This window comes from Microbacterium martis (assembly GCF_047246685.1).
Classification (GTDB): Bacteria; Actinomycetota; Actinomycetes; order Actinomycetales; family Microbacteriaceae; genus Microbacterium.
In genome coordinates, this window is sequence record NZ_JBFOKT010000003.1 from 114,879 (window position 1) to 137,829 (window position 22,951).

21 protein-coding genes, 1 tRNA gene and 1 other RNA gene are annotated in these 22,951 nt (G+C 70.5%); 5 read left to right on the forward strand and 18 right to left on the reverse strand.

Annotated features, from left to right (window positions below; genetic code table 11):
• Positions 1-96 precede the first annotated feature (96 nt).
• The 7 genes from AB3M90_RS14135 to ffs all read right to left on the reverse strand — a co-directional run bounded on the left by AB3M90_RS14135 (position 97) and on the right by ffs (position 5,629).
• Positions 97-1,317 carry an acetate/propionate family kinase gene (locus AB3M90_RS14135; RefSeq protein WP_412953012.1) on the reverse strand — a complete coding sequence of 407 codons (1,221 nt, stop codon included), beginning with the start codon at positions 1,315-1,317 and terminating at the stop codon, positions 97-99.
• On the reverse strand, positions 1,314-1,721 hold the full coding sequence (locus AB3M90_RS14140) for a type II toxin-antitoxin system VapC family toxin (protein WP_412953014.1): 408 nt from the start codon (positions 1,719-1,721) through the stop codon (positions 1,314-1,316). Before AB3M90_RS14140 ends, AB3M90_RS14135 begins: the two co-directional genes overlap by 4 nt.
• Positions 1,718-1,966, reverse strand: coding sequence for a type II toxin-antitoxin system Phd/YefM family antitoxin (locus AB3M90_RS14145; protein ID WP_412953016.1), 249 nt, complete (start codon positions 1,964-1,966; stop codon positions 1,718-1,720). The genes AB3M90_RS14140 and AB3M90_RS14145 overlap by 4 nt, the downstream gene beginning before the upstream one ends.
• Before the next feature lie 58 nt (positions 1,967-2,024).
• Complete coding sequence (gene pta, locus AB3M90_RS14150) at positions 2,025-4,133, reverse strand: phosphate acetyltransferase (RefSeq protein WP_412953018.1); 2,109 nt, start codon at positions 4,131-4,133, stop codon at positions 2,025-2,027.
• A 9-nt stretch (positions 4,134-4,142) separates the two neighbouring features.
• Complete coding sequence (locus AB3M90_RS14155) at positions 4,143-4,718, reverse strand: hypothetical protein (RefSeq protein WP_412953020.1); 576 nt, start codon at positions 4,716-4,718, stop codon at positions 4,143-4,145.
• Between the two features lie 158 nt (positions 4,719-4,876).
• A complete protein-coding gene (locus AB3M90_RS14160; RefSeq protein ID WP_412953023.1) occupies positions 4,877-5,488 on the reverse strand; it encodes a rhomboid family intramembrane serine protease in 612 nt (203 codons plus the stop codon).
• A 44-nt stretch (positions 5,489-5,532) separates the two neighbouring features.
• An RNA gene (gene ffs / locus AB3M90_RS14165) (signal recognition particle sRNA small type) lies at positions 5,533-5,629 on the reverse strand.
• 89 nt (positions 5,630-5,718) lie between these two features.
• Here ffs and AB3M90_RS14170 point away from each other — a divergent pair.
• From AB3M90_RS14170 to AB3M90_RS14180, 3 genes are read left to right on the forward strand one after another with little or no spacing between them, the layout of a single operon-like run.
• Positions 5,719-6,708: an AAA family ATPase gene (locus AB3M90_RS14170; protein ID WP_412953026.1), complete on the forward strand. Its 990-nt coding sequence runs from the start codon at positions 5,719-5,721 to the stop codon at positions 6,706-6,708.
• Positions 6,709-6,721: 13 nt separating this feature from the next.
• On the forward strand, positions 6,722-7,912 hold the full coding sequence (locus tag AB3M90_RS14175; protein WP_412953029.1) for a DUF58 domain-containing protein: 1,191 nt from the start codon (positions 6,722-6,724) through the stop codon (positions 7,910-7,912).
• Complete coding sequence (locus tag AB3M90_RS14180) at positions 7,899-10,166, forward strand: transglutaminase TgpA family protein (RefSeq protein ID WP_412953031.1); 2,268 nt, start codon at positions 7,899-7,901, stop codon at positions 10,164-10,166. Before AB3M90_RS14175 ends, AB3M90_RS14180 begins: the two co-directional genes overlap by 14 nt.
• Positions 10,167-10,170: 4 nt before the next feature.
• Here AB3M90_RS14180 and trhO read toward each other — a convergent pair whose 3' ends face one another.
• From trhO to AB3M90_RS14195, 3 genes are all read right to left on the reverse strand, one after another.
• The gene (gene trhO / locus AB3M90_RS14185; RefSeq protein WP_412953033.1) at positions 10,171-11,061 is read right to left on the reverse strand and encodes an oxygen-dependent tRNA uridine(34) hydroxylase TrhO; all 891 of its coding nucleotides are present in this window, start codon (positions 11,059-11,061) and stop codon (positions 10,171-10,173) included.
• A gap of 9 nt (positions 11,062-11,070) precedes the next feature.
• On the reverse strand, positions 11,071-12,177 hold the full coding sequence (gene mpaB, locus AB3M90_RS14190; RefSeq protein ID WP_412953036.1) for a daptide biosynthesis RiPP recognition protein: 1,107 nt from the start codon (positions 12,175-12,177) through the stop codon (positions 11,071-11,073).
• Positions 12,178-12,252: 75 nt separating this feature from the next.
• On the reverse strand, positions 12,253-13,011 hold the full coding sequence (locus AB3M90_RS14195) for a DeoR/GlpR family DNA-binding transcription regulator (protein WP_412953037.1): 759 nt from the start codon (positions 13,009-13,011) through the stop codon (positions 12,253-12,255).
• Between the two features lie 56 nt (positions 13,012-13,067).
• Here AB3M90_RS14195 and AB3M90_RS14200 point away from each other — a divergent pair, with 56 nt between their 5' ends.
• Complete coding sequence (locus tag AB3M90_RS14200; protein WP_412953040.1) at positions 13,068-13,454, forward strand: DUF4406 domain-containing protein; 387 nt, start codon at positions 13,068-13,070, stop codon at positions 13,452-13,454.
• Between the two features lie 18 nt (positions 13,455-13,472).
• Positions 13,473-13,560 (forward strand) — tRNA-Ser (locus tag AB3M90_RS14205).
• 59 nt (positions 13,561-13,619) lie between these two features.
• Here the strand turns inward: AB3M90_RS14205 and AB3M90_RS14210 are convergent.
• The 8 genes from AB3M90_RS14210 to AB3M90_RS14245 form a co-directional block, all read right to left on the reverse strand.
• Positions 13,620-14,222, reverse strand: coding sequence for a GNAT family N-acetyltransferase (locus tag AB3M90_RS14210; protein WP_412953042.1), 603 nt, complete (start codon positions 14,220-14,222; stop codon positions 13,620-13,622).
• A 35-nt stretch (positions 14,223-14,257) separates the two neighbouring features.
• The gene (locus AB3M90_RS14215) at positions 14,258-14,881 is read right to left on the reverse strand and encodes a phosphatase PAP2 family protein (RefSeq protein WP_412953045.1); all 624 of its coding nucleotides are present in this window, start codon (positions 14,879-14,881) and stop codon (positions 14,258-14,260) included.
• Between the two features lie 27 nt (positions 14,882-14,908).
• Positions 14,909-16,315, reverse strand: a complete 1,407-nt coding sequence (locus tag AB3M90_RS14220; protein ID WP_412953048.1) for a multidrug effflux MFS transporter — start codon at positions 16,313-16,315, stop codon at positions 14,909-14,911.
• Between the two features lie 200 nt (positions 16,316-16,515).
• The gene (locus AB3M90_RS14225; protein WP_412953051.1) at positions 16,516-17,664 is read right to left on the reverse strand and encodes a cystathionine gamma-synthase; all 1,149 of its coding nucleotides are present in this window, start codon (positions 17,662-17,664) and stop codon (positions 16,516-16,518) included.
• Positions 17,665-17,718: 54 nt separating this feature from the next.
• A complete protein-coding gene (locus AB3M90_RS14230; RefSeq protein WP_412953053.1) occupies positions 17,719-19,107 on the reverse strand; it encodes a cystathionine beta-synthase in 1,389 nt (462 codons plus the stop codon).
• A 188-nt stretch (positions 19,108-19,295) separates the two neighbouring features.
• Entirely contained in the window at positions 19,296-20,276 is a 981-nt protein-coding gene (locus AB3M90_RS14235) for a carbohydrate ABC transporter permease (protein WP_412953055.1), read from the reverse strand.
• The gene (locus AB3M90_RS14240) at positions 20,273-21,412 is read right to left on the reverse strand and encodes a carbohydrate ABC transporter permease (protein WP_412953058.1); all 1,140 of its coding nucleotides are present in this window, start codon (positions 21,410-21,412) and stop codon (positions 20,273-20,275) included. Before AB3M90_RS14240 ends, AB3M90_RS14235 begins: the two co-directional genes overlap by 4 nt.
• 105 nt (positions 21,413-21,517) lie before the next feature.
• A complete protein-coding gene (locus AB3M90_RS14245; protein ID WP_412953061.1) occupies positions 21,518-22,837 on the reverse strand; it encodes an ABC transporter substrate-binding protein in 1,320 nt (439 codons plus the stop codon).
• Positions 22,838-22,951 lie beyond the last annotated feature (114 nt).

Genomic DNA, 22,951 nt, shown 5'->3' on the forward strand with positions numbered 1-22,951 from the left:
CCAGGCTCCGGCTCAGGGACCCAGGCTCCGGCGGTCTGGGGCCCTTCGACAAGCTCAGGGACCCAGGCTCCGGCTCAGGGACCCAGACGATGGCGGTCAGAGGTGTTCGGCGGTCTGCCGGGCGATCTGCAGCTCCTCGTTCGTCGGGACGACGAGGACGGCGACGCGGGAGGCGTCGCTGGAGATGAGCCGGATGCCGCGCTCGCGCGCCTCGTTGCGCGCCGGGTCGAGCTCGACGCCCGCGAATCCGAGCGTCGCCATGGCCTCGGCCCTGACCCGTGCCGCGTTCTCGCCGACCCCCGCGGTGAAGGAGATGACGTCGACCCCGCCCAACTGGGCGATGTAGGCGCCCGCGTACGCCCGGAGGCGGTGCACGTAGACCTCGAACGCCAGGGTCGCGGCCTCATCGCCCTCGTCGACCGCGGCCAGGACGTCACGCATGTCGCCGCGACCTGCGAGCCCGAGGAGCCCGCTGCGCGTGTTCAGCAGCGCGTCGAGGTCGTCGATCGAGAGGCCGGCTCGGCGGGACAGATGAAGCAGGGCGGCCGGATCGATGTCGCCCGAGCGCGTGCCCATCACCAGTCCCTCGAGCGGGGTGAGGCCCATCGACGTCTCGACGGAACGGCCCCCGTCGATCGCCGTGACCGAGGCGCCGTTGCCGAGGTGGAAGACGATCTGCCGCAGCGCACTCGTCTCACGGCCGAGGAACGCCGCGGCCCGCTCGCTCACGTACTGATGACTCGTGCCGTGGAAGCCGTAGCGGCGCACCCGGTGCTCCGCGGCGAGCGCCGCGTCGATCGCGTACGTGTACGCCGAGGGCGGCAGGGTCTGGTGGAACGCCGTGTCGAAGACCGCCACGTGGGGCACGCCGGTGAACACGGCCTTGGCCGCGCGGATGCCCGCGAGGTTCGCAGGATTGTGCAGCGGTGCGAGCACGGCCAGCTCGTCGATCTGCCGTTCGACGTCGTCGTCGATCAGCGTCGGCGCGAAGAAGCGGGCACCGCCGTGCACCACGCGGTGTCCGACGGCGACCGGCGGCCGGTCCGCCAGCGACGGGCCGTGCGAGGCGAACTGCTCGAGCATCACCGCGAACGCGGCGTCGTGGTCGCCCACCGTCTGCTCCGAGCGGTACGTGGCGTCGAGCATCGTCGGCGCAGCATCCGTCTCCGTCTGCGGACGGATCGTGTGCGAGACCGGGCTGACGTCCTGACCGATCCGCTCGATGAGACCGCTCGCGAGCTCCCTCTCGCTCTCGACGTCGATCAGGCTGTACTTCAGCGACGAGGAGCCGCTGTTGATCACCAGGATCGCACTCATGGTCGGCCCCCGTCGTGCTGTCCTGGTGCATGCGGCCGAACGCCCATGGCGAGCGCAGCTTCTGCCATGCGGAGGTCGTACGTCAGAATTCCGTCCACACCGATGGCGACCGCAGCCGCGATGTGCAACGCGTCCAGTGAGCGCAGCCCTCGACCCGGAAGGAGTCCCGCTTCTCGGAAGAGACCTGGCGGCACTTCATACAGGCCCACTCCGTCGAGGAGGTCGCTGACATCGGTCTGGGCGAGGTCGTGGGAATGCGCCGAACGCCGCAGTTCGGTCTCGAGGAGATAGCACGCCACGAGATCGGGCTGTTCATCGGAGATGACAGCGGCGAGCGCATCCGACTCCGCTTCGTTCACGATCAGCTTCAGTGCGGCGGAGGTGTCGATGTACCAGCGGCTCACCGTTCTCCCCGCAGGTCGTCGAGAACCTCGGCCGTCGGAGTGGCGATGTCGGAGCGCCTCAGCTTCGTCGGATCCAGACGGTGTCTGGCGGGCTTGACGCATCGCAGACCCGCTTCTGCCGCATAGGGTGCGAGGCTTGCGACGGGGGTGCCACGACGGGTCACCGTGAAGGTCTCACCGCGCTCCACCTCATCGATGATGCCCGCATTGTCGTTGCGGAGTTCGCGCTGGCTGATGATCTTCACGCCTCGAAGTGTAGCACTTTCGTAGCACTTCGTCGGGGTCGACACTGATCCAGAACCTTCACTGCTGCGCCTGGATCGCCGTGATCGCCACCGTGTTGACGATGTCGTCGACGAGCGCTCCGCGCGACAGGTCGTTGATCGGCTTGTTCAACCCCTGCAGCACCGGGCCGATCGCCACCGCGCCGGCCGAGCGCTGGACCGCCTTGTAGGTGTTGTTGCCCGTGTTGAGGTCGGGGAACACGAACACCGTGGCCCGCCCCGCCACGGCCGAGTCGGGGAGCTTGGTCTTCGCCACGGCGGCATCGGCGGCCGCGTCGTACTGGATGGGGCCTTCGACCAGCAGCTCCGGCGCCCGCTCGCGCACCAGGGCGGTCGCGGCGCGCACCTTGTCGACATCGGCGCCCGACCCGGACTCGCCGGTGGAGTACGACAGCATGGCGACGCGCGGCTCGATGCCAAACTGCTGCGCGGTCGCCGCCGACGAGATCGCGATGTCGGCCAGCTGCTCGCTCGTCGGATCGGGGATCACCGCGCAGTCGCCGTAGACGAGTACGCGGTCGGCGAGCGCCATGAGGAACACGCTCGACACGACGTTCACCCCCGGCTTCGTCTTGATGATCTCGAACGAGGGGCGGATCGTGTGCGCCGTCGTGTGCGCGGCCCCCGAGACCATGCCGTCGGCTAGGCCCAGATGCACCATCATGGTGCCGAAGTACGAGACGTCGGTGACGGTGTCGGCCGCCTGGGCGAGCGTGATGCCTTTGTGCGCGCGCAGCCGCGCGTACTCCGCGGCGAAGCGCTCCACCAGCTCCGGATCGGTCGTGCTGACCACCCGCGCCGCCGAGATGTCGACCCCGAGCTCGATCGCCCGGGCCCGCACGGCGGCCTCGTCGCCGAGGATGGTGAGATCGGCGACCTCGCGCGCGAGCAGCGTCGCCGCCGCCCGCAGGATGCGGTCGTCGTCGCCCTCGGGGAGCACGATGTGCCGGCGGTCGGCTCTCGCACGCTCGATCAGCCCGTACTCGAACATCAGCGGCGTCACCACCCGGGACTCGGCCAGGCCCAGCTGCGTGGTGAGTTCGACGACGTCGACGTGCGTCTGGAAGAGACCGAGCGCCCGGTCGTAGCGACCGCGGGAGTCGGGCGAGATGCGGCCGCGGGTGCCCATCACGCGCACGGCCGTGTCGTAGGTGCCGAGATCGGTGGTGATGATCGGCACCGACGACGCGAAGCCGTCGAGGAGCCGCACGATGGGCTCGGGCAGCGGGAACGGCCCGTTGAGGATGATCCCGGCGATGCGCGGGAAGGTGCCCGAGGAGTCCGCCAGAAGCGCCGCGAGCAGCACCTCGGTGCGATCGGCCGGGATCACCACCACCGCCTCCTCGGTGAGACGGGGCAGCACGTTCACCATCGACATGCCGGCCACCACGATCGTCAGGGCTTCGCGCCCGAGCCGGTCGTCGTCGCCCTTCAGGAGCTTGCCGTCGACGGCGGTGAGGATGCCGCGGATCGACGGCGCCACCAGATTCCGATCCTCGGGGATCGCCCACACGGGCGTCCTGCCACCGGGGAGGGCCGCCGAGACCTCGGCGACGATCCCGTCGAGGTTCGACGGATCGGCCCGGTTGACGATGACGGCGAACAGCTCGGCCCGCTCCACGGCGAGCTCCGACAGCGCGAGGGACGCGATCTGACCGATGGCCGACGCCGTGCGCGCGGTCGTCGTGCCGAGCTGCTCGACGTGCCGCTGCTGATCGCGGCCGCTGAGCACGAGGAGCACGGGGGCGCCGAGGTTCGCCGCGATCCGGGCGTTGAAGCCCAGCTCGGCCGGGCTCGCGACGTCGGTGTAATCGCTGCCGATGACGACGACCGCGTCGCACTGCGCCTCGACCGCCTTGAAGCGCGCGACGATCGTCGACAGCGCGGCATCCGGGTCGCGACGCACGTCGTCGTACGTCGCCCCGATGCTGTCCTCGTAGGCGAGATGCACGCCGTCGTGGGCGAGCAGGAGCTCGAGGATCTCATCCCGCTCGGTGACCGATCGCGCGATCGGTCGGAACACTCCCACGCGAGGCGTGGCGCGCATCAGGGCGTCGAGCGCCCCGAGCGCGATCGTCGACTTCCCGGTATGGCCTTCGGCCGAGGTCACATAGATGCTTCTCGCCACGGCTTCAGCTTAGGCGGGGCCGGCCGCGCACGCCCCGGAGAGGGCGTCGACGACGGCCGCGGCATCCGCCTCGAACCGGGCGTAGTAGTCGCGGTCGGTGTTGATCTGCACCCGGTGGATCGCGTGCGACGGCTCCAGCTGCTGCCAGTCGGGCAGCCTGCCGAGCCGTTCGTAGAACCTCGTCGCCGCGGTCGCCGGGTCCATGCGCTCCTCGACGCTGCCCCACCACTCCTGCTGTTGGAACAGGCCGATGCTGGTGGTGCGCGAGCCGTCGGGATTGGTGAAGCCTCTCGTCTCCCAGTCGCCGTAGTCGATGTTCACGAGGCTGCTCTCGCCCATCGCCGTCATCACGCCGAGGATCTGCCCGTCGCGTCCATAGCCGAGAGCGGATGCCGTGCGGATGATCGTCGCAGCGTTGTCGAGCTGTTCGCCGCTCCAGCCCTCCACCCCCGCCTCGGGGAACGTCGAGGGGTCGTCGAGGCAGGCGGCCGGCCGCGGGTCGCGGGCCAGTCCGAGCGGGATGAGCACGAGGAGCGCGGCGACGACCGCGATCGCTCCGGCGGAGATCAGCGTGCGCCGCAGCATCCGCTGTCGACGCGCCCGCTGGGCGGCGCGTGCCCTGACTCCCGGCGTGCGCCGTCGGCTGCCGCGCTTCGCGGCCGGCCGCGCTCGGGTCGCTCGCCGATTCCCGCTCCGCGCCCCTCGACGTGCCGAGGTCGGACGAGGCCTTCCGCCGCGGGGGCTCATCGGCTCCGGGCGTCGAGTTCGGGGCGTCGGCGCCGTGCGGCGAGCGCCGCGGCGCCGCCTCCGACCGCCCCGAACAGGTGCGCCTGCCACGAGACGCCCTGGGCGGCGCCGAAGACACCGGCGAGCATCGAGCCGCCGTAGACCACGATGACGACCAGCGCGATCACCGCGTACAGGATGCGGTGCGCGACCCGACCCGGCGCGAAGACGCGCATCACGACGTATCCGAAGTAGCCGAAGACGAGCCCGGACGCGCCGACCGTGAGGGTCCCTGGTGCGTTGACCAGCCAGGTGCCGAGGCCGCCGACGACCGCGACGATCGCGGTGACCGCCCAGAACCGACGGGCGCCCTCGACCGCGACGAGGCAGCCGAGGACGAGGAACGGCACGGAGTTCGCGATGAGGTGCGTCCAGCTCGCGTGGAGGAGCGGAGCGAACACGATGCCGGCGAGACCCGCGACGTCCCACGACCGCACGCCGAAGCCGCTGAACGATCCGGGGAGGACCGCGTCGGCAGTCTGCACGAGCCACATCAGGACGAGCAGGATGACGGGCGACGCGAAACGGCGGAGGGAGGAGGCGGGGCCTCTGGTCGGCGAATCGGTCACGTCTCGATTCTCGCAGTCCGGCTTCAGGGTCGGCTGAGGGCAAAGAAAAAGACCCTCCGCGCACCCAGCAGAGCCCGGTTACCCTTGCTGCGTTTCCGCCCTGGGGGAATTGGCCTGGATGCCGCCACGCGGAGAGCCGTCGACAAGTCTAGCCGATCCCGGCTCCAGCCCCGTCCGCGCGGGTTACGATCGATTCACGCGCACAGGAGCGCCGACGCGAGAGGGAACGCATGCCAGACGACTCGCCCCAGATGCCGGCGATGATCGACGCCGATCGGTTCGCCGCTCAGACGTCGGCCATCCTCGCCTCGATCGGTCGTGTGATCGACGGCAAGCCGGACGCCGTCCGCAGCGCTCTCGTCTGCCTCCTGGCCGAGGGCCATCTGCTCATCGAAGACGTGCCCGGCGTCGGCAAGACCATGCTCGCCCGGGCGCTCGCGGCGAGTGTCGACGCCACCGTGCGCCGCATCCAGTTCACACCCGACCTCCTGCCCGGCGACGTCACCGGGGTGAGCGTCTACAACCCCGTCGACCGCGAGTTCGAGTTCAAGCGCGGCGCGATCTTCGCCCACATCGTCATCGCCGACGAGATCAACCGCTCCTCGCCCAAGACCCAGTCGGCCCTGCTGGAGGCGATGGAGGAGGGCCAGGTGACCGTCGACGGATCGACCCATCCGCTCCCCCAGCCGTTCCTCGTCGTCGCGACCCAGAACCCGCTCGAGATGGAGGGCACCTACGCCCTGCCCGAGGCCCAGCGCGACCGCTTCATGATGCGCATCTCGATGGGCTATCCGGATGCCGCCGCCGAAGCGCTGATGCTCCGCCAGCGCGATGTGGTCAATCCCCTGGCCGCCGTCGCACCGGTCGCCGACGCGGCATCGATCTCGCAGTTGATCGCGTGGGCGCGTTCGGTGCATGTGGCACCCGCGCTCGAGGAGTACGCGGTCTCGCTCGCCCAGGCCACCCGCTCCGACCCGAACCTGCACCTCGGGGCGAGTCCGCGCGCGACGCTGCAGCTGATCCGCGCGGCGAAGGTGTGGGCCGCCCTCGACGGCCGCGACTTCGTGATCCCCGACGACATCACCGCGCTGATGATCCCCGTCCTCGCGCACCGCCTGCTGCCGGCTCGCGGTGCGCACCGCGCCGGCGCCCACTCGGTCGAGGCCGCTCTCACCCAGATCGTGGAACGGGTCCGCGTACCCGTGACCACCCGTTCCTGACGGGACGCCGACGATGCGCCGACGCCGAACGCTCACCCCGCGCGGTGCCGGTGCGCTCGTGGCCGCGCTCGCCTGCGTGGTGGCCGCGAACCTCATCGGCGCGCACATCCTGATCTACATCGGCCTGCTCCTGGCGCTGCTGACCGTGTTCTCGGTGATCTCCGTGCGGGCCCCCCGCCGGTCGGCCACCGTGACCCGCCGCATCTCCACCGATCTGCTCACCGTGTCGGAGACGTCGAGGGTGTCGGTGCGGTTCGCGCTGAGGTCGCTGCGCGTTCCGCACGGGCTCTGGCACGACGTGCTCCCGGATGCCGTCTCGGGCGATTCGAGCGGAGAGTTCCCGCCCGAGACCGGAGAGATCCGCTACTCGATCACCGGCGTCCGCCGCGGGGTCTGGCCCCTGGGTCCGCTGCTGCTGCGCACCGTCGATCCCTTCGGCCTGGCACAGAGGGAGCAGGCGTTCGGGGAGACGCGCAGCATCACCGTGGTCCCCGAGATCGTCTCGCTCGCGCCGCTCGCCGTGCGCCTGGGGGCTGCCGGGGGCACCGCCCACACCGCGTCGAGCCGGCTCGGCCAGGGTGCCGACAACCTCTCGCCCCGCGGCTACTTCCCCGGCGACTCGATGCGCCGCATCCACTGGCGCGCCACCGCGCACCGCGGAGAGCTCATGGTGCGTCAGGAGGAAGAGGAGTCGAGTCCCGACGCGGTCGTCGTGCTCGACCGCAGCGCGCGCCGTTGGGCTCGGCCCGATGTCGACGCCGACCCGGCGTTCGAGGCTGCGGTGTCGCTGTGCGGGTCGGCAGCCGTGCACCTCGCCTCGGAGGGGTACAGCGTCGATGTGATCGACAGCGCCGGAACCCTGCTGGGCGCGCTGCGCGGTCACGAGGACGACCGCGACGGGCTTCTCGTCGCGCTCGCCCTCGTCACTCCACGTGGTGAGGGCCGCGATCTCGCGACGCTCATCGGCGGCACGCCGCCGGGCCCGCTCGTCTACATCACGGGACGACTCGACGAAGAGGATGCCGCGCTCCTGCGACCGTCCGGCGCTGCCGCTCCGCTGCTGTTCAGCACCGAGCTGCTGCCCGGCGCCGGCGTCGCCGCCTCGCAGCACGGATGGTCGGCGACATCGCTCGGGTCTGAGGTGGCAGAGGCGTGGGAGGATGCCGTCTCGGCGCGGATCGGGGTCGGCGATGTTCCGAACTGACCAGGCTCCCTCGGCCACAACACCGCCCACGCCCGCTCCCCCGCGCTGGCACCGCGACCATGTCGACCCGCCGGGCGTGGTGGCGCCCGGGGCGCTGGCCGCCGCCGCATCCGTCGTGGCGATGTGGCCGTTCACAGCGGTCATCGAGCCGGGCCCGTGGTCGCTCGCCGTCGTCGCGGTGATCGTCTCGGCCGCCCTCACCGGCATGCTGCTGCGCCGGATGCTGCGTCGAGGAGACGCCTGGCTCCGCGAGGCGGGGGCGTTCGTGGCTCAGGCGCTCGTGGCGGTCGCGGTGCTGACGCAGATCACCGCGGCCGACACCGCCGTGCTCGGGCTCATCCCCACGACCGACACCGTTCCCGTGTTCGCCGCGCTGGGCGCGGCCGCCTGGGAGCAGGTGGTGTTCGGCACGGCACCGCTGGACTCGTCCCCCGGGCTCGCGGCGGTCATGGGGGCGGGGTTCGCCGCCGTGGCCATCCTCCTCGACCACCTGGTGGCGAGCCGCTCCGCCGTGATCGCGACCCTCCTGACCGGCACGGTCGGCGCGATCCCGATGATCGTCACCCTGGGCGAGCCCCACGTGGTGTGGTTCGGGATGTTCGGCGCGGTGGCCCTGCTCCTGTTCCGCTTCACCGCGCGACGGCATCCGCTCTCCCCCCGCCGCTCGACGACGTCGCTCGCGGTTCTGGTCGGCGCCGCCGCGCTGGCCGCGACGATCGTCGTCGCCCCCGCGGTGCCGGTGACGGCGAACCTGGCCGGCACCGGTGTGGGGGTGACGGTCGACGCCTCGCTGCGACTGGGCGACGATCTGCGCCAACCCAATCCGGTCGAGGTGCTCACGGTGGCGGCGAAGGGCGAGGTGGCCCCGTATCTGCGGCTGACGACGCTCTCGCAGTTCGACGGTCGGGTGTGGCAGCCCGATCGGGGCGATCTCCAGTCGCAGCGCGAGGGGTTCGGCGAGCCGGAATGGACCCCCGACATCGCCATCGAGGAGCGCACGACATCGATCCGGGTGCTGCGCATGTCGAGCTCGTGGCTGCCGGTGCCGTATCCCGCCACGGGCGTGCAGGGCCTCAACGGCTCGTGGCGCGTGGCCACCGACAACCGCACGCTCTTCTCTCGCAGTGCGGATGCCGCCGGCAACGACTACACGGTCCGCAGCGCGCGCGTGATCCCGACTCTCGAGCAGATCCGCGCCCTCGAGGCGGCGGAGCCGGCGGTCGACGATGCGACCGCTCGGGTCGAGCTGCCCTCGGTCATCGCCGCGACCGCGGAGGACGTGACGGCGCGGGCGAGCACCGACTACGACCGCCTCGTGGCGCTGCAGACGTGGTTCCGCTCGGACTTCGTCTACTCGCTCGAGACGCCGGTGGAGGAGGGCTTCGACGGCACCGGCGCCGAAGCGGTGGCGAGGTTCCTCGACGAGAAGTCGGGATACTGCGTGCACTTCGCCGGGGCGTTCGCGCTGATGGCGGAGAGCCTCGGGATGCAGGCGCGCATCGTGGTGGGGTACCTGCCCGGCGCGCTCACCGACGAGAAGCGCGGCGACGAGTCGATCTTCTCGGTGTCGAGCGATCAGCTGCACTCGTGGCCCGAGGTGCTCTTCCCCGGCGTGGGCTGGATCCCGTTCGAGCCGACGGCGTCGCTGGGCACGCCGACGGCGTTCCAAGCGGCTGCCGTGTCGGGCGGAGGCACGGGCGGCCCTGCGGCCCCCGCGCCGACCAGCGCGCCGACGACCGAGGAATCGGCGGGACCGGAGATCGATCGCCGCGACACCGAGAGCGGCGCGGGCGCCACCGGCGAGCTGCGCAGCCTCGACCCCACGCCCGTGGTGCTCTCGGTCGCCGGAGTGCTGGTGCTGCTGCTCCTTCCCGCGCTGATCCGGCGCGCGGCACGCGAGGTGCGTCTGCGGCGCGCCCACGGCGGCGACCCGGCCGCCGCGTGGACCGAGCTGCGCAGTACGCTGATCGATCTGCAGCTGCCGGTGTCGGACGCCGACACCCCGAGGATGCGCGCGGCGGAGCTGGTGCGCGAGAACGGCGTCGACGCCGACGCCATGAGCGCTCTGACGGACGCCGTCGAGCGGGCGAGCTACGCGCGCTCGGCATCCGCGTCGATCGACCTCGCCGTGCCTCTCGGCGTGGTCCTCGCGCGTCTGCATCGCAGCGTGGACGGGCGCACACGCGCCCGGGCGCTGCTGCTGCCGCGCTCGCTCTTCGTGGCGCGGAGCACGGCGGCGGCCGCCTCGGCGTGACCGTTCAGGCCGCGTGGGCCGCGCAGGGCACCGAGGCGCACGACTCGCACACCACGAACTGGGCGCGGCACGACGGGTCCGGGCAGTTCGCCGTGCGCTTGGTCGGTGCACCGCAGCCGGCGCACCGCCCCACGACCCGGGCATGATCGGAGAAGTCGACCGAGCCGCGTCCGTCGAAGACGTACAGCGATCCCTCCCAGAGCCCGTCGTCGCCGTACTTCTCGCCGTAGCGGACGATGCCGCCCTCGAGTTGATACACCTCGCCGAAGCCGCGCGCCGTCATCAGGCTGGACAGCACCTCGCAGCGGATGCCGCCGGTGCAGTAGGTGACGACGGGCCGGCCCTTGAGCTCGTCGTAGGCACCGGAGTCGAGGAGCGCGACGAAGTCGCGGGTCGTCTCGGTGTCGGGCACCACGGCGCCACGGAACCGGCCGATCTCGGCTTCGAGCGCGTTGCGGCCGTCGAAGAACACCACGTCGTCGCCGCGCTCGTCGACCAGCGCGTGCAGCGCCTCGGGCGTGAGCCGCTCGCCGCCGCCGACGACGCCCCGCTCGTCGACGCGCAGCTCTCCCGGCGCTCCGAACGAGACGATCTCGTCGCGCACCTTCACGCTGAGCTTCGGGAAGTCGAGGCTCAGGCCGTCGGCATCGAGGCCGGTGCCCTCGCTCCACTTGATGTCCACGGCGGCGAAGGGCGCGTACGACCGGAAGGATCGCGTCCAGTTCTTCACCGCGCGGATGTCGCCGCCCAGTGTGCCGTTGATGCCGTGCTTCGAGATCAGCACGCGACCGCGCAGCCCGAGCGCCTGCCCGAGGTCGCGCTGCCACACCCGGATCGCCTCGGGGTCGGCGAGGGGGGTGAAAGCGTAGAACAGGACGATCTTCGGGGTTGCCACCTGGCGATCCTACGTCGACGCCGGCCGCTCACCCGTCCCCGGTCGGAAGGCCGTGAGGTCGACGCCCGCTTCGAGGAGGCGTCCGCGGATGCCTCGCACCACACGGGCCGCTCCTCGGGCGGATCGTCCGTCGTCGGCAGCCAGGAGCGCTGCGGCGGCCCGCTCGTCGCCGGTCGCGATGAGGCACTCGGCCGCGCGTGCGGCATCCCTCTCCACGCGGAAGCGGTGCCTGCTCGACGGATCGACGAGGATGTATTCGTCGCCGTGCCCGGCGACGAGGAACGGCGCCGAGGCGGCGACGATCGACGGGGCCTCCTCCCCGTCGTCCAGGGCGCGCACGAGGTGGCCGCCGAAGCCCGAGATCGCCGTCGTCCCGACGGGGCCGTCCCATCGCCGCAGCAGCTCGATCGCCGCCAGGTACCGACCGAGCCACGGGCGCGCCTCGGCGGCGGCATCGACGTCGGGACCGTCGACGATCCGTTCGAACGCGCGTCCGCGACCGGATCGGGAGGCGGCGGTCGCGACGATGTCGTCTCGCGCGTCGCCGAGGCGCCCGAACAGCGCACCGTCCGGACCGTCGCGCAGCTCGCCCTCGGCCGACACGTGCACGCGGACGACGGCGCCCTCGTCGGCGGAAGGATGCAGGAACGACGATGCCGACTCGATCATCACCGCACTGCTCAGCAGCTGATCCACGAAGGCACCCGAGTATCGTGCGGCGTCGGCGTCGCGGAAGAAGGAGGCGATGCCGCGCGCGGAGCGCTGGCGCACGACGGTCGGGCCCACGATCGAGATGAACGGCACCGACAGGTAGTCCTGCAGCTCGTACCGATGGTGCCCGTCGAGCACCAGCTCGTCGCCCGCGGCCACCCAGCGTCCGTCGTAGCGGATGGCGGACACGCCCCGCGCCGTCGCCGCCGCCATGGCACGGCCCGACGCGCTGCTCGGCACGATGACGAAGTCGCCGCGCGTGGTGATCTCGAGCAGCGGCGCGAGGTGCTCGGCCGATTCGAGGAAGAAGACGACGCCGGCGACCAGCGCCCGGCATCCGCTCGCATACTGCTCGAACGCCGTCGATGCACGGCGGGTGCTCCGCGTCGCGATCGTCGATTCCACCCTTGGTCCCCCCGCAGAGCGATCGGCGGCCAACCGGATTCCGTGCGGCTGTCTCCGCTCGAGTGGCCTCTGTCGTCATTCGAGGATAGGACCGCCGGGAGATGGTTCGCAATATTCCAGCGCCGACGGGCTCCGGTCCTCCGGATCGACGACCACGCCGGAGACCTCGTCGAGCCGCAGCACGGGGAACCGCGAGACGGCCCCGATCTTCTCGGAGCTGCCCAGCACGAAGACGTCGGCGCTCCGCGCCGCCAGCGCCCGCTTGGTGACCGCATCGTCGAGCCGCCCGGTGGTGAGGCCGTGGTCGCGATCGATGCCGGTCACGCCGAGGAAGAAGACGTCGGCCGAGAGGCGCGACACCGCCTCCTGCGCCAGTGCGCCGCCCGTGACGGCGGAGTGCCGCGTCAGCTCGCCGCCGACCATGACGACCCTGGCCGGAGAGCCCTCGAGCGCGGCGAGCGCGACGGCGGGACTCGGGGTGATCACGGTGAGCTCGGCGTCGTGCGGCAGCATCCGCGCCATCGCGAGCGCGGTGGTGCCGCCGTCGAGGATCACGGTCGACCCGGGCCGGATGAGGGCGATGGCCGCGCGTGCGACCCTCTGCTTGCTCTCGGTCGCGACCGCCCGCCGCTGAGCGACCGGCGCATCGGCGGCCGGCACGGGCAGCGCCCCGCCGTAGACGCGGATGCACTCTCCCGCCTCGGCGAGTTCGCGGAGGTCGCGGCGCACGGAGTCCTCCGAGATTCCGAGCTCGGCGGCGACCGCCTTGGCGACGACGCGCCCCTCTGTCGCGAGGAGAGTCCGCAGGTGATCCTTGCGCTGAGCGCCCAGCATCCATACTCCTTCTCGTTCTTGCATGTTCTTGCACGTTTAACGCTACAGTGTTCCGCATGACGAGACCACTTCTCATCCTCATCGCCGGCCCCTATCGCTCCGGTACCGGGGGCGATCCCGACGCGATCGCCCGCAACCTCGCCCGCCTCGAGTCCGCCGCCGCGCCGCTCCACCGACTCGGACACGTCCCGATGATCGGCGAATGGGTCGCACTCCCCACCCTCCGCGGCCTCGATCCGGCCGAGGCGGCCGACGGCGACGTGATGTACGAGACCGCGGCCCGACTGCTGCACCACTGCGACGCCGTCCTGCGACTGCCCGGCGAATCGACCGGGGCCGACACCGACGTCGCCATCGCCCGGGAACGCGGACTCCCGGTCTACTTCGACATCGACGAGATCCCGGCGGCACAGCCGTCCGTGGCCGCTCGGGCGATCGGATAGGATGGACAGGTTGTTCCTGGTGACGTGTCCGAGCGGCCGAAGGAGCACGCTTGGAAAGCGTGTGTTGTGCAAGCAACCGCGGGTTCGAATCCCGCCGTCACCGCCAGGCTGAAGGGCTCCGCGCATGCGGAGCCCTTCGTCGTCGTCCGGCACGCCGTCCGGACGTCAGCCGCCGAAGCGCACGCCGTACATGTGACCACCCGGAGCGGTCGGCAGGCGGTCCATCCCGAGACGCTCGTAGAACGCGGCGGCGCCGGTGTTGCGGGGGTCGATGCCCAGGTGCAGCCCGCTCACCCCGCGGCGGGTCAGTTCGGCGAACAGCGTCTGCATCAGCTGTCTGCCGAGGCCGAGCCCCTGGGTCTCGGGGAGCAGGTCGATGTGCAGGTGGGCGGGGTACGCCGAGGCATTCGGCTCGATGCCCGGCCGCCGCTCGTAGCCGTACTCGACCATCCGCTCCTCGCGCGTCGAGGGGCTCTCCGCGCGGAGGTGGCGCTCCGCGAGCGGCGGCCACCACTCGTCGCGGAACCACCCGTAGAACGCATCGGTGTCGTCGGTGGCCACGATGTAGCCGATCGTGCGGCCGTCGTCGGCTTCCACGACCCACGCCAGGTCGGGATGCCGTTCGGCGTAGGGCACGGCGAAGAGGTCGCCCCACAGCTCGTCGTCCGAGAGCACGCCGGTCGCGTCACCACCGGCATCCGCCGTCTTCACGCACACGTCGTACAGGGCGGCGCGATCGGAGGGGCGATACGGGCGGATGCGGGGCACGGGCACTCCTCGGAACGGGGTCGGGCCCCGTCAGCCTACCGTTCGACCGCCTCGACCCGGGAGCGCTGCGCCCACGGCAGCAGCCAGGCCGCGAGCACGAGCACGACCCCGGCTCCGACGAGCGCTCCACCGAGGGTGTCACTCGCCCAGTGCACCGAGAGGAAGGTGCGCGACAGCGCCATCGCGACCACCCACAGCGCCCCGATGATCGCGGTCCACACCTTCGGGACGAGCACCCAGAGCACCAGGGCGATGGTCGCCGCGTTGGCCGTGTGGCCCGAGGGGAACGAGCCGTAGTCGCTGACGACGAGCATGTCGTCGGGCCGCGCCCGGCCGAAGAGCTGCTTGAGCAGCTGCACCGCGCCCGCGCTCAGGGCGAAGCAGGCGGCGGCGAAGACGGCCCCGCGCCACCGGCGGGCGATCACCAGGGCCAGGATCGCGAGCAGGGGCACAGCGAAGGTCGCGACCCATCCGCCACCGATCCAGTTCAGCCCGAGCGCGAAGGCATACATCCAGTCGCCGCGGATGCCGGCGATCAACTCGTTCCACCAGCTGTCGAAGCCCGGCGTCTCGGTGTGCCCGAAGACGACGACCGCCCCGATGGCCGTCGCGACGGCGAGACAGCCGAGGCCCCACCACAGCAGCATGCGCCTGTTCATCGTCTCATTCTGTCGGATCCCGACCCGTCAGGGAGCGAGCATGCCCACGGTGCGGGGCCTGACGATGAGCCAGAGCGAGAGGATGCCGACGGCCGCGCAGCCGACCATCACCGAGGCCATGGTGGTCGCGGTGATGCCGGCATCCTTCGAGATCCAGCCGACCACCGGCGAGACGAGCCCGGCGACGCCGAAGTTCGCGGCGCCGATGATCGACGCGGCCGTGCCCGCCGCCTTGCCGTGCCGGTCGAGCGCCAGCACCTGCACGTTGGGCATGGTGAAGCCGCAGGCCGTCATGAAGACGAACAGCGGGATGACCGTTCCCCACAGCCCGAGGCCGAGCTGATCGGTGACGATGATGGCGATGCCGGCGATGAGGAGCACGGCGGTCGAGAACGCCATCACCCACTGCGGCCCGAAACGCGCGGCGAGCCGCGAGGCGGCCTGCACACCGGTGACGACACCGAGCGAGTTCACGGCGAACAGGAGGCCGTACTGCTGCGCGTCGAGACCGTGCGTCTCCTGGAAGAGGAACGGCGATGCGGACAGGTACGAGAACAGTCCGGAGAAGGTCATGCCCCCGATGATCAGCACGCCGATGAAGACGCGGTCGGAGAGCACCGATCGGTAGCGCTGCAGCATGGTCGCCCCTCCCCGGCTCTGACGACGCGCCACGGGAAGCGTCTCGGGGATGAAGACGATCGCGGAGAGCAGCATGACGACGCCGTAGATCGCCAGCGCCACGAAGATGCCGCGCCAGGGCATGAGCGTCAGCATCCACGACCCGATGAGCGGGGCGACCACCGGGGCGACCCCCGATACGAGGGCGAGGCGCGACAGCATCACCACGAGACGCCGGCCGCCGAACAGGTCGCGCACGATCGCCATCGCCACGACGCCTCCGGCTGCGGCCCCGACTCCCATGAGCACCCGCGCCGCACCGAGGAGACCCAGCTCGGGCGCGACCGCTGCCGCGACGCTGGCCAGCACGTGCAGGGCGGTCACGGCGATCAGCGGAACACGACGGCCGACCTTGTCGCTCAGCGGACCGACGACGAGCTGACCGAGGGCGAACCCGATCATCGTGCCGGTGAGCGTGAGCTGGATCGCCGCCGCCGTCGTCTGGAAATCTTCCTCGAGCACGGGGAACGCGGGGAGGTACAGGTCGATGGTGAAGGGCCCCAGCGCGGTGAGCGCACCGAGCAGGATGATGTAGAGCGTGCGGCGGCCGAGCGGGATCGCATCGCCCGGATGCAGCATGATGGGCGCGGTCGCCGGGTTGCTGCCGAGAGTGCGGATGGCACCGGTCGGGCTCGAGCTGCGGATGCTGCCGGTGAGGGTGCGGATGCTGCCGGTGGCGGTGCGGATGCTGCCGGTGGGCGTGCGCTCGGGCTGAGGGGTCGTCGGGATGGTGTCTGTGCGGGGAGCGTCGGGCACGACGGTCCTTCCGTGATCAAGGGGGGAAGGCTCCATGTTACCCGCTCTCCGGCATCCGTCCCCTGTCCCGAATTCCGGATGCGGAGGCGCCGGCCCGGCGTGTCGACCCAGCGGCGCAGGGCGACACGCCGGTCGCGCGGGGCGGCATCCGGAATTCGGTGCGGCCACGCCGGAGGGCCGGACCCCCGACCCGGCCGGGGTCAGATGCGGTCGAGACCCTGCTCGAGGTCGGCGATCAGGTCTCCGACGTCTTCGATGCCGACCGACAGCCGCACCACGTTCTCGGGAACCGCGAGAGCCGTGCCGCGCACCGAGGCGTGAGTCATGTCGGGCGGATACCCGATGAGCGACTCGACACCTCCGAGCGACTCGGCGAGCTGGAACAGCGAGGTGCTCTCGGCGAAGGCGCGCGCCGCCTCGGCCCCGCCGGCCAGAGCGAGCGACAGCATCCCGCCGAAGCCGCTCATCTGCCGCGCGGCGACGTCGTGACCGGGGTGGGAGGGGAGTCCGGGATGGAACACGCGCTCGAACTCCGGCCGGGCGTCGGCCCACTCGGCGATCGCCTGCGCGTTCGCGGAGTGCTGACGCATGCGCACTGCGAGCGTCTTGATCCCGCGGGTCGTCAGCCATGCGTCGAACGGCGCCGACACCGCACCGACGGCGAACTGCGCGAACGAGACCTGCTCGACGAAGCGGTCGTCGCCGAACACCACCGCGCCACCGAGCACGTCCGAGTGCCCGCCGAGGTACTTGGTGGTGGAGTGCACCACCACGTCGGCGCCGAGCGCGAGCGGCTGCTGCAGCGCCGGCGAGGCGAAGGTGTTGTCGACGACCAGCACCGCCCCGGCGGCATGCGCGATCTCGGCGATCTGCGCGATGTCGACGATCTTCAGCAGCGGGTTGCTCGGCGTCTCGAGCCAGACGATCCGGGTCTCCGGGCGGAGCGCCGCGCGGATCGCGTCGGCGTCGGCGAGTTCGACGGTCGTCGTCTCGATGCCCCAGGGCGCGAGAACCCGGGTGAGCAGACGGTAGGTGCCGCCGTAGACGTCGTTGCCGAGCAGCACGTGATCGCCGGGCTTCAGGATGCTGCGCAGCAGCGCGTCTTCGGCGGCGAGGCCGGACGCGAACGAGAGCGCTCGCACGCCGCCCTCGAGTGCGGCGAGCTGGGTCTCGAGCGACGAGCGCGTGGGGTTGCCCGCGCGGTTGTACTCGTAGCCCTCGCGGAAGCCGCCGATGCCGTCCTGCACGTGCGTGGAGGCCTGGTAGATCGGCGGGATGATCGCGCCGGTGATCGGATCGGGCGCCTGGCCCGCGTGGATGGCTCGGGTGGCGAAGGCGTGCTCGGACATGTCTTCAGCCTACGACCGCGTCGCAGACGGCATCCGGCCCTGTTACGTCGCGCGTCAGCGCGACAGGTACGACAGCAGGTCCTGTCGCGTGAGCACCGTGTGGGGCTTGCCGTCCTCCGTCACGAGGAGGGCATCGGCGTCGGCGAGCGCCGCACGCGTCTCGGCGACCGACGTGTGGATGCCGATGAGCGGCAGCCGGCGCCCGACATGCGCACCCACCGCATCCGTCGGATTCGCCTCGCCGCGGAAGAGCAGGTCGAGCAGACCCTTCTCGTCGACCGTGCCGACGACCTCGCCCATCATGACGGGCGGCTCGGCGCTGAGAACCACGAGCTGCGAGACGCCGTACTCGGTCATCAGTCCGATCGCCTCGAGCACGGTGTCGGTCGGGTGCGCGTGCACGAGATCGGGGATGCCCGAACCCGGCGCCTGCGCGTGGCGGCGGGCGCGCGCGGCGAGGACGTCGGCTACCGTCTCGCCCTCCCCCACATCGGTGAAGCCGTAGGAGCGCATCCACCCGTCGTTGAAGATCTTGCCCAGGTAGCCGCGGCCGCCGTCGGGCAGAAGCACCACCATCACGGCATCGGCGGGGAGCTCTCGGGCCACCCGCAGCGCTCCGACCACGGCCATCCCGCTCGAGCCGCCGACGAGGATCCCCTCTTCGCGCGCCAGCCGGCGCGTCATGGCGAACGCGTCGGCATCGCTCACGGCGACGATCTCGTGCGGCACCGACGGGTCGTACGCGCCCGGCCAGATGTCCTCCCCGACACCCTCGACCAGATACGGGCGGCCGGTCCCGCCGCTGTACACGCTGCCCTCGGGGTCGACGCCGACGATGCGCACCCGGTCGTCCGACACCTCGCGCAGGTACCGGCCGGTTCCCGTGATCGTGCCGCCCGTGCCCACCCCGGCGACGAAGTGCGTCACCCGCCCGTCGGTGTCACGCCAGATCTCGGGACCGGTCGTCTCGTAGTGACTCCGCGGGCCGTTCGGGTTCTCGTACTGGTTCGGCTTGAACGCTCCCGGGATCTCGCGGGTCAGACGGTCGCTCACGCTGTAGTACGACTCCGGGCTGTCGGGCGCGACCGAGGTCGGTGTCACGACCACCTCGGCACCGTACGCGCGGAGAACGTCGATCTTGTCCTCGCCGACCTTGTCCGGCACCACGAAGACGCAGTCGTAGCCGCGCTGCTGCGCCACCAGCGCGAGCCCCACCCCGGTGTTGCCGCTCGTCGGCTCGACGATCGTGCCGCCGGGCTTCAGATCCCCCGCGGCCTCGGCGGCATCGATGATGCGCGCCGCGATGCGATCCTTCGCGGAACCGCCGGGGTTCAGGTACTCGAGCTTCACCAGGACCGTGCACTCGACACCCTCGGTCACGTGCGTCAGCTTCACGAGGGGCGTGTCGCCGACGAGGTCGACGATCGAGTCCGCATACTTCATGACTTCAGGGTAGACGCGCGGATGCCGCGACCGGGGTCATGTTGCAGCCGGCGCTTCGACGGGCTCAGCGACCCAGCCGGCGCTTCGACAGGCTCAGCGACCCAGCCGGCGCTTCGACAGGCTCAGCGACCCAGCCGGCGCTTCGACGGGCTCAGCGACCCATGTCGGGTCCTGAGCCCGTCGAAGGGTCAGCCCTTCGTCGACCCCGCCAGCAGGCCGCGCACGAAGTACCGCTGCAGGGCGAAGAAGACGATCAGCGGCACGATGATCGACACGAACGCTCCGGCGGTGAGGAGGTACCAGCCCTCGCCGCGACCGGTGATCTCGGCGAGCACCTTGGTGATCGGCGATGCGGCGCCGTCGGCGAACACGAGGGCGACGAGCAGGTCGTTCCACACCCACAGGAACTGGAAGATCGCCACCGAGGCGATCGCCGGCATCGTCAGCGGCAGCACCACGCGGAAGAAGATCTGCCCCCGCGAGGCGCCGTCGACGCGCGCGGCCTCGATGATCTCCCCCGGGATCTCCGACATGAAGTTGTGCAGCAGGTAGATCGCCAGGGGCAGGGCGAACATCGTGTGCGCGATCCAGACCTGCGCATATCCGCCCGCCACGTCGAGCCCCAGCGTGACCTGCACGCCGAAGAGGTTGATGCCGCGCGAGAACGACGACAGCAGGGGCACCAGCGCCATCTGGATCGGGACGATCTGCAGCGCGAACACGAAGATGAACAGCGCGTTGCGCCCCTTGAAGTCGATCCAGGCGAACGCGTACGCCGCCATCGCCGCGATCATCAGGGGGATGATCGTGGCCGGGATCGTGATCACGATCGAGTTGAAGAACGACTCGGCGATCGTCAGCTGCGTGGTGCCCGACTGGAGGACCGCCGCGTAGTTGTCGAGCGTGAACTGCGGGTTGGTGAAGATGGTCCACCAGCCGCTGGTCTCGATCGCATCCCGCTCGCGGAACGACGACAGGAAGAGCCCCAGCGTCGGAATCGTCCACAGCACGGCGATGACGATCGAGGCGACCGTCGCCCACGGGCGGCTGAGGCGCCTGCGTGTTCGTCCGGCGGACGCCTCGAAGCGGCCGGCGGTCGTCAGCGACTTCGTGCTGACCGCGGTGTCGGACGACATCTCCTGCGTCCCTGGGCCTGTCGACGTGGTCATCGGATCTCCCGCTGCTTCTTGATCTGGCGCGCGTTGTAGATCACGATCGGCAGCACCAGGATGAACAGGATGACGGAGAGCGCAGCGCTGCGTCCCGCCTCGAACTTCGAGAACTGGGTGTACATCTCATTCGCCAGCACCGAGGTTCCGTAGTTTCCGCCGGTCATCGTGCGCACGATGTCGAAGACCTTCAGCGAGGCGATCGAGATCGTGGTCAGCACGACGATGAGCGCCGGACGGATCGACGGCACCGTCACCGAACGGAATCGCTCCCAGGCGTTGGCGCCGTCGAGCTCGGCCGCCTCGAGGAGCTCGGCCGGGACGCCCTTGATCGACGCCGAGAGCACGACCATCGCGAAACCGGTCTGCACCCAGATCAGCACCACGATGAGGGCGAGGTTGTTCCACGGGCCGTTGAGCAGGAACTGCTGCGGCTGGCCGCCGAGCCACACCAGGAGCTGGTTCAGCAGACCGATCTGCTCGAACTCGGGGCCGCGGTAGGCGTAGACGAACCGCCAGATGATGCTGGCGCCCACGAACGAGATGGCCATCGGCATGAAGACGAGGAGCTTGTAGACCTTCTCACCGCGCGTCCGGTCGATGAACACGGCGTAGGCGAGACCGACGATCGTCGACAGCGTCGGCACGAGCAGCACCCACACGATCGTGTTGATGACGGATGTGACGCCGTCGGACTGGGTGAAGATCCAGAGGTAGTTCGAGAAGCCGACGAAGTCGCTGCCCGTCGAGTTCCAGAACGACGCGTACACCGTCTGGATCGACGGCAGGATCAGACCCGCCAGCAGCAGGAGCATCGCGGGAGCCATGAAGGCGACGAGCTGGATGAGGTACCCCGCACCGTCGCGGGATCGGTAGTCGAGGAAGAAGAACAGGGCGCCGACGGCGACCGCGACTCCCATGGCCCAGTAGTAGGAGTTGAAGAACCACATCACCGCGAGCGGGATGAGGAGGCACATCGCGAGACGGATGCCGGTGTAGACGGCGCCGCGGCGAGGCGCGATGTCGACGAGAAGCAGGATCACCACCACGACCACCGCGAATGCGATGACCACGGCGACGGCCTGGAGGATCGGCGGCAGCGCCCCGATCCATTGGAAGAACACAGTCGCGTTCACGGATTCCCCTTCATGAGACGGAGCTGATCGTCAGCCCGCGCGACGATGCGCGGGCCGGGTGTGAGAAGGAGGGCCGCCCTCACGGGGGCGGCCCTCCTCATCGGATCAGCTGGAGGGCCAGCCGGTCTGGATCTGCGTCAGGACCTCTTCGGTCGGGGTCCCGTTGATCCAGGCGACCATGCCCTTCCAGAACGTGCCCGAGCCGACCGCGCCGGGCATCTGGTCGGAGCCGTCGAAGCGGAAGGTGATCTCGTCGTCCTGCAGCAGCTTGATCGATTCCTGCAGGATCGGGTCCGTGACCACCTCGAGGTCGAGGCCCTTGTTCGCCGAGGTGACGCCACCGAGGGCGAGGCGGCTGTTCGCCCACTCCGGGCTCGACAGGTACTCCAGCACCTTCTGCGTCGCCTCCGAGTCGCTGAACGCGCCGACGATCTCGCCGCCACCGGTGATGAGGGTCTCATCCGCGCTCTTGCTCGGCGTCAGGAACGCCCAGACGTCACCGTCCTCGGCGAAGTTCGTGCCTTCCGGGTAGAAGCCCGACAGGAACGACGCCTGGTGGGTCAGCGCGCACTCGCCGCTGGCGACCTTGGCGGCCACGTCGCCGAACGCCGTGGAGTTGATCGAACGCACGTCACCGAAGCCGGCGTTGACGTAGGCCGGGTTGAGCAGGATCTCACCGGTCGCGTCGAACGCCTCCTTGATCTGGGGATCGGTGAACGGGATCTCGTTCTTCACCCACTGGTCGTAGACATCCGGGCCGGAGTTGCGCAGCACGAGATCCTCGATCCAGTCGGTGCCGGGCCAGCCGGTGGCGACGCCGGACTCGAAGCCGGCGCACCACGGGGCGGCGCCGCTCTTCTCCTGAATCGTCTGCGTGAGGGTGAGCAGTTCGTCCCACGTGGTCGGCTCCTCGACGCCCCACTCGGCGAACTTCGTCGGCGAGTACCAGATCCAGCCCTTGACGCTCGCCATCAGCGGCGCGCCGTAGAACGTGCCGTCGTACGTGCCGAAGTCGACCCAGCCCTGCGTCCAGTACTCCTCGGCGTTCTTCTTGACCGCCTCGGGAGCCGGCTTCAGCAGATCGCGAGAGGCGTAGTCGGCGAACAGACCTGGCTGCGGGAAGATCGCGATGTCGGGCGGGTTGCCGCCCTGGGCGCGCGTGCCGAGCTGCGTCTCGAAGTCCTGGCTGCCCTCGTACTTGATGGTGATGTCGTTCTCCTTCTCGAAGTCCGCCCAGGACTCCGCGAGGAGTTCGGCCTCGCCTTCCACGATCGTGCCGTAGATGGTGACGGTGTTGTCTCCGCCTCCGCCGCCACCGCCGCCCGAGGGAGCCCCACCCGGAGCCCCGCATCCGGCGAGCGCGACACCCGCGACCCCCACTAGGGCGAGCGGCACCAGCCGCCGGGAACGCTGTGACAGACCCATGTGAATTCTCCTCTTCGAGTACGCGGTTCCCCCCTCAGCCGACGCCACCCCCGGCGTCGTTCGGGAACCGATTCCAGGCCAACCTACTGGCCTTCCGCTCCGCCGCACAACCGC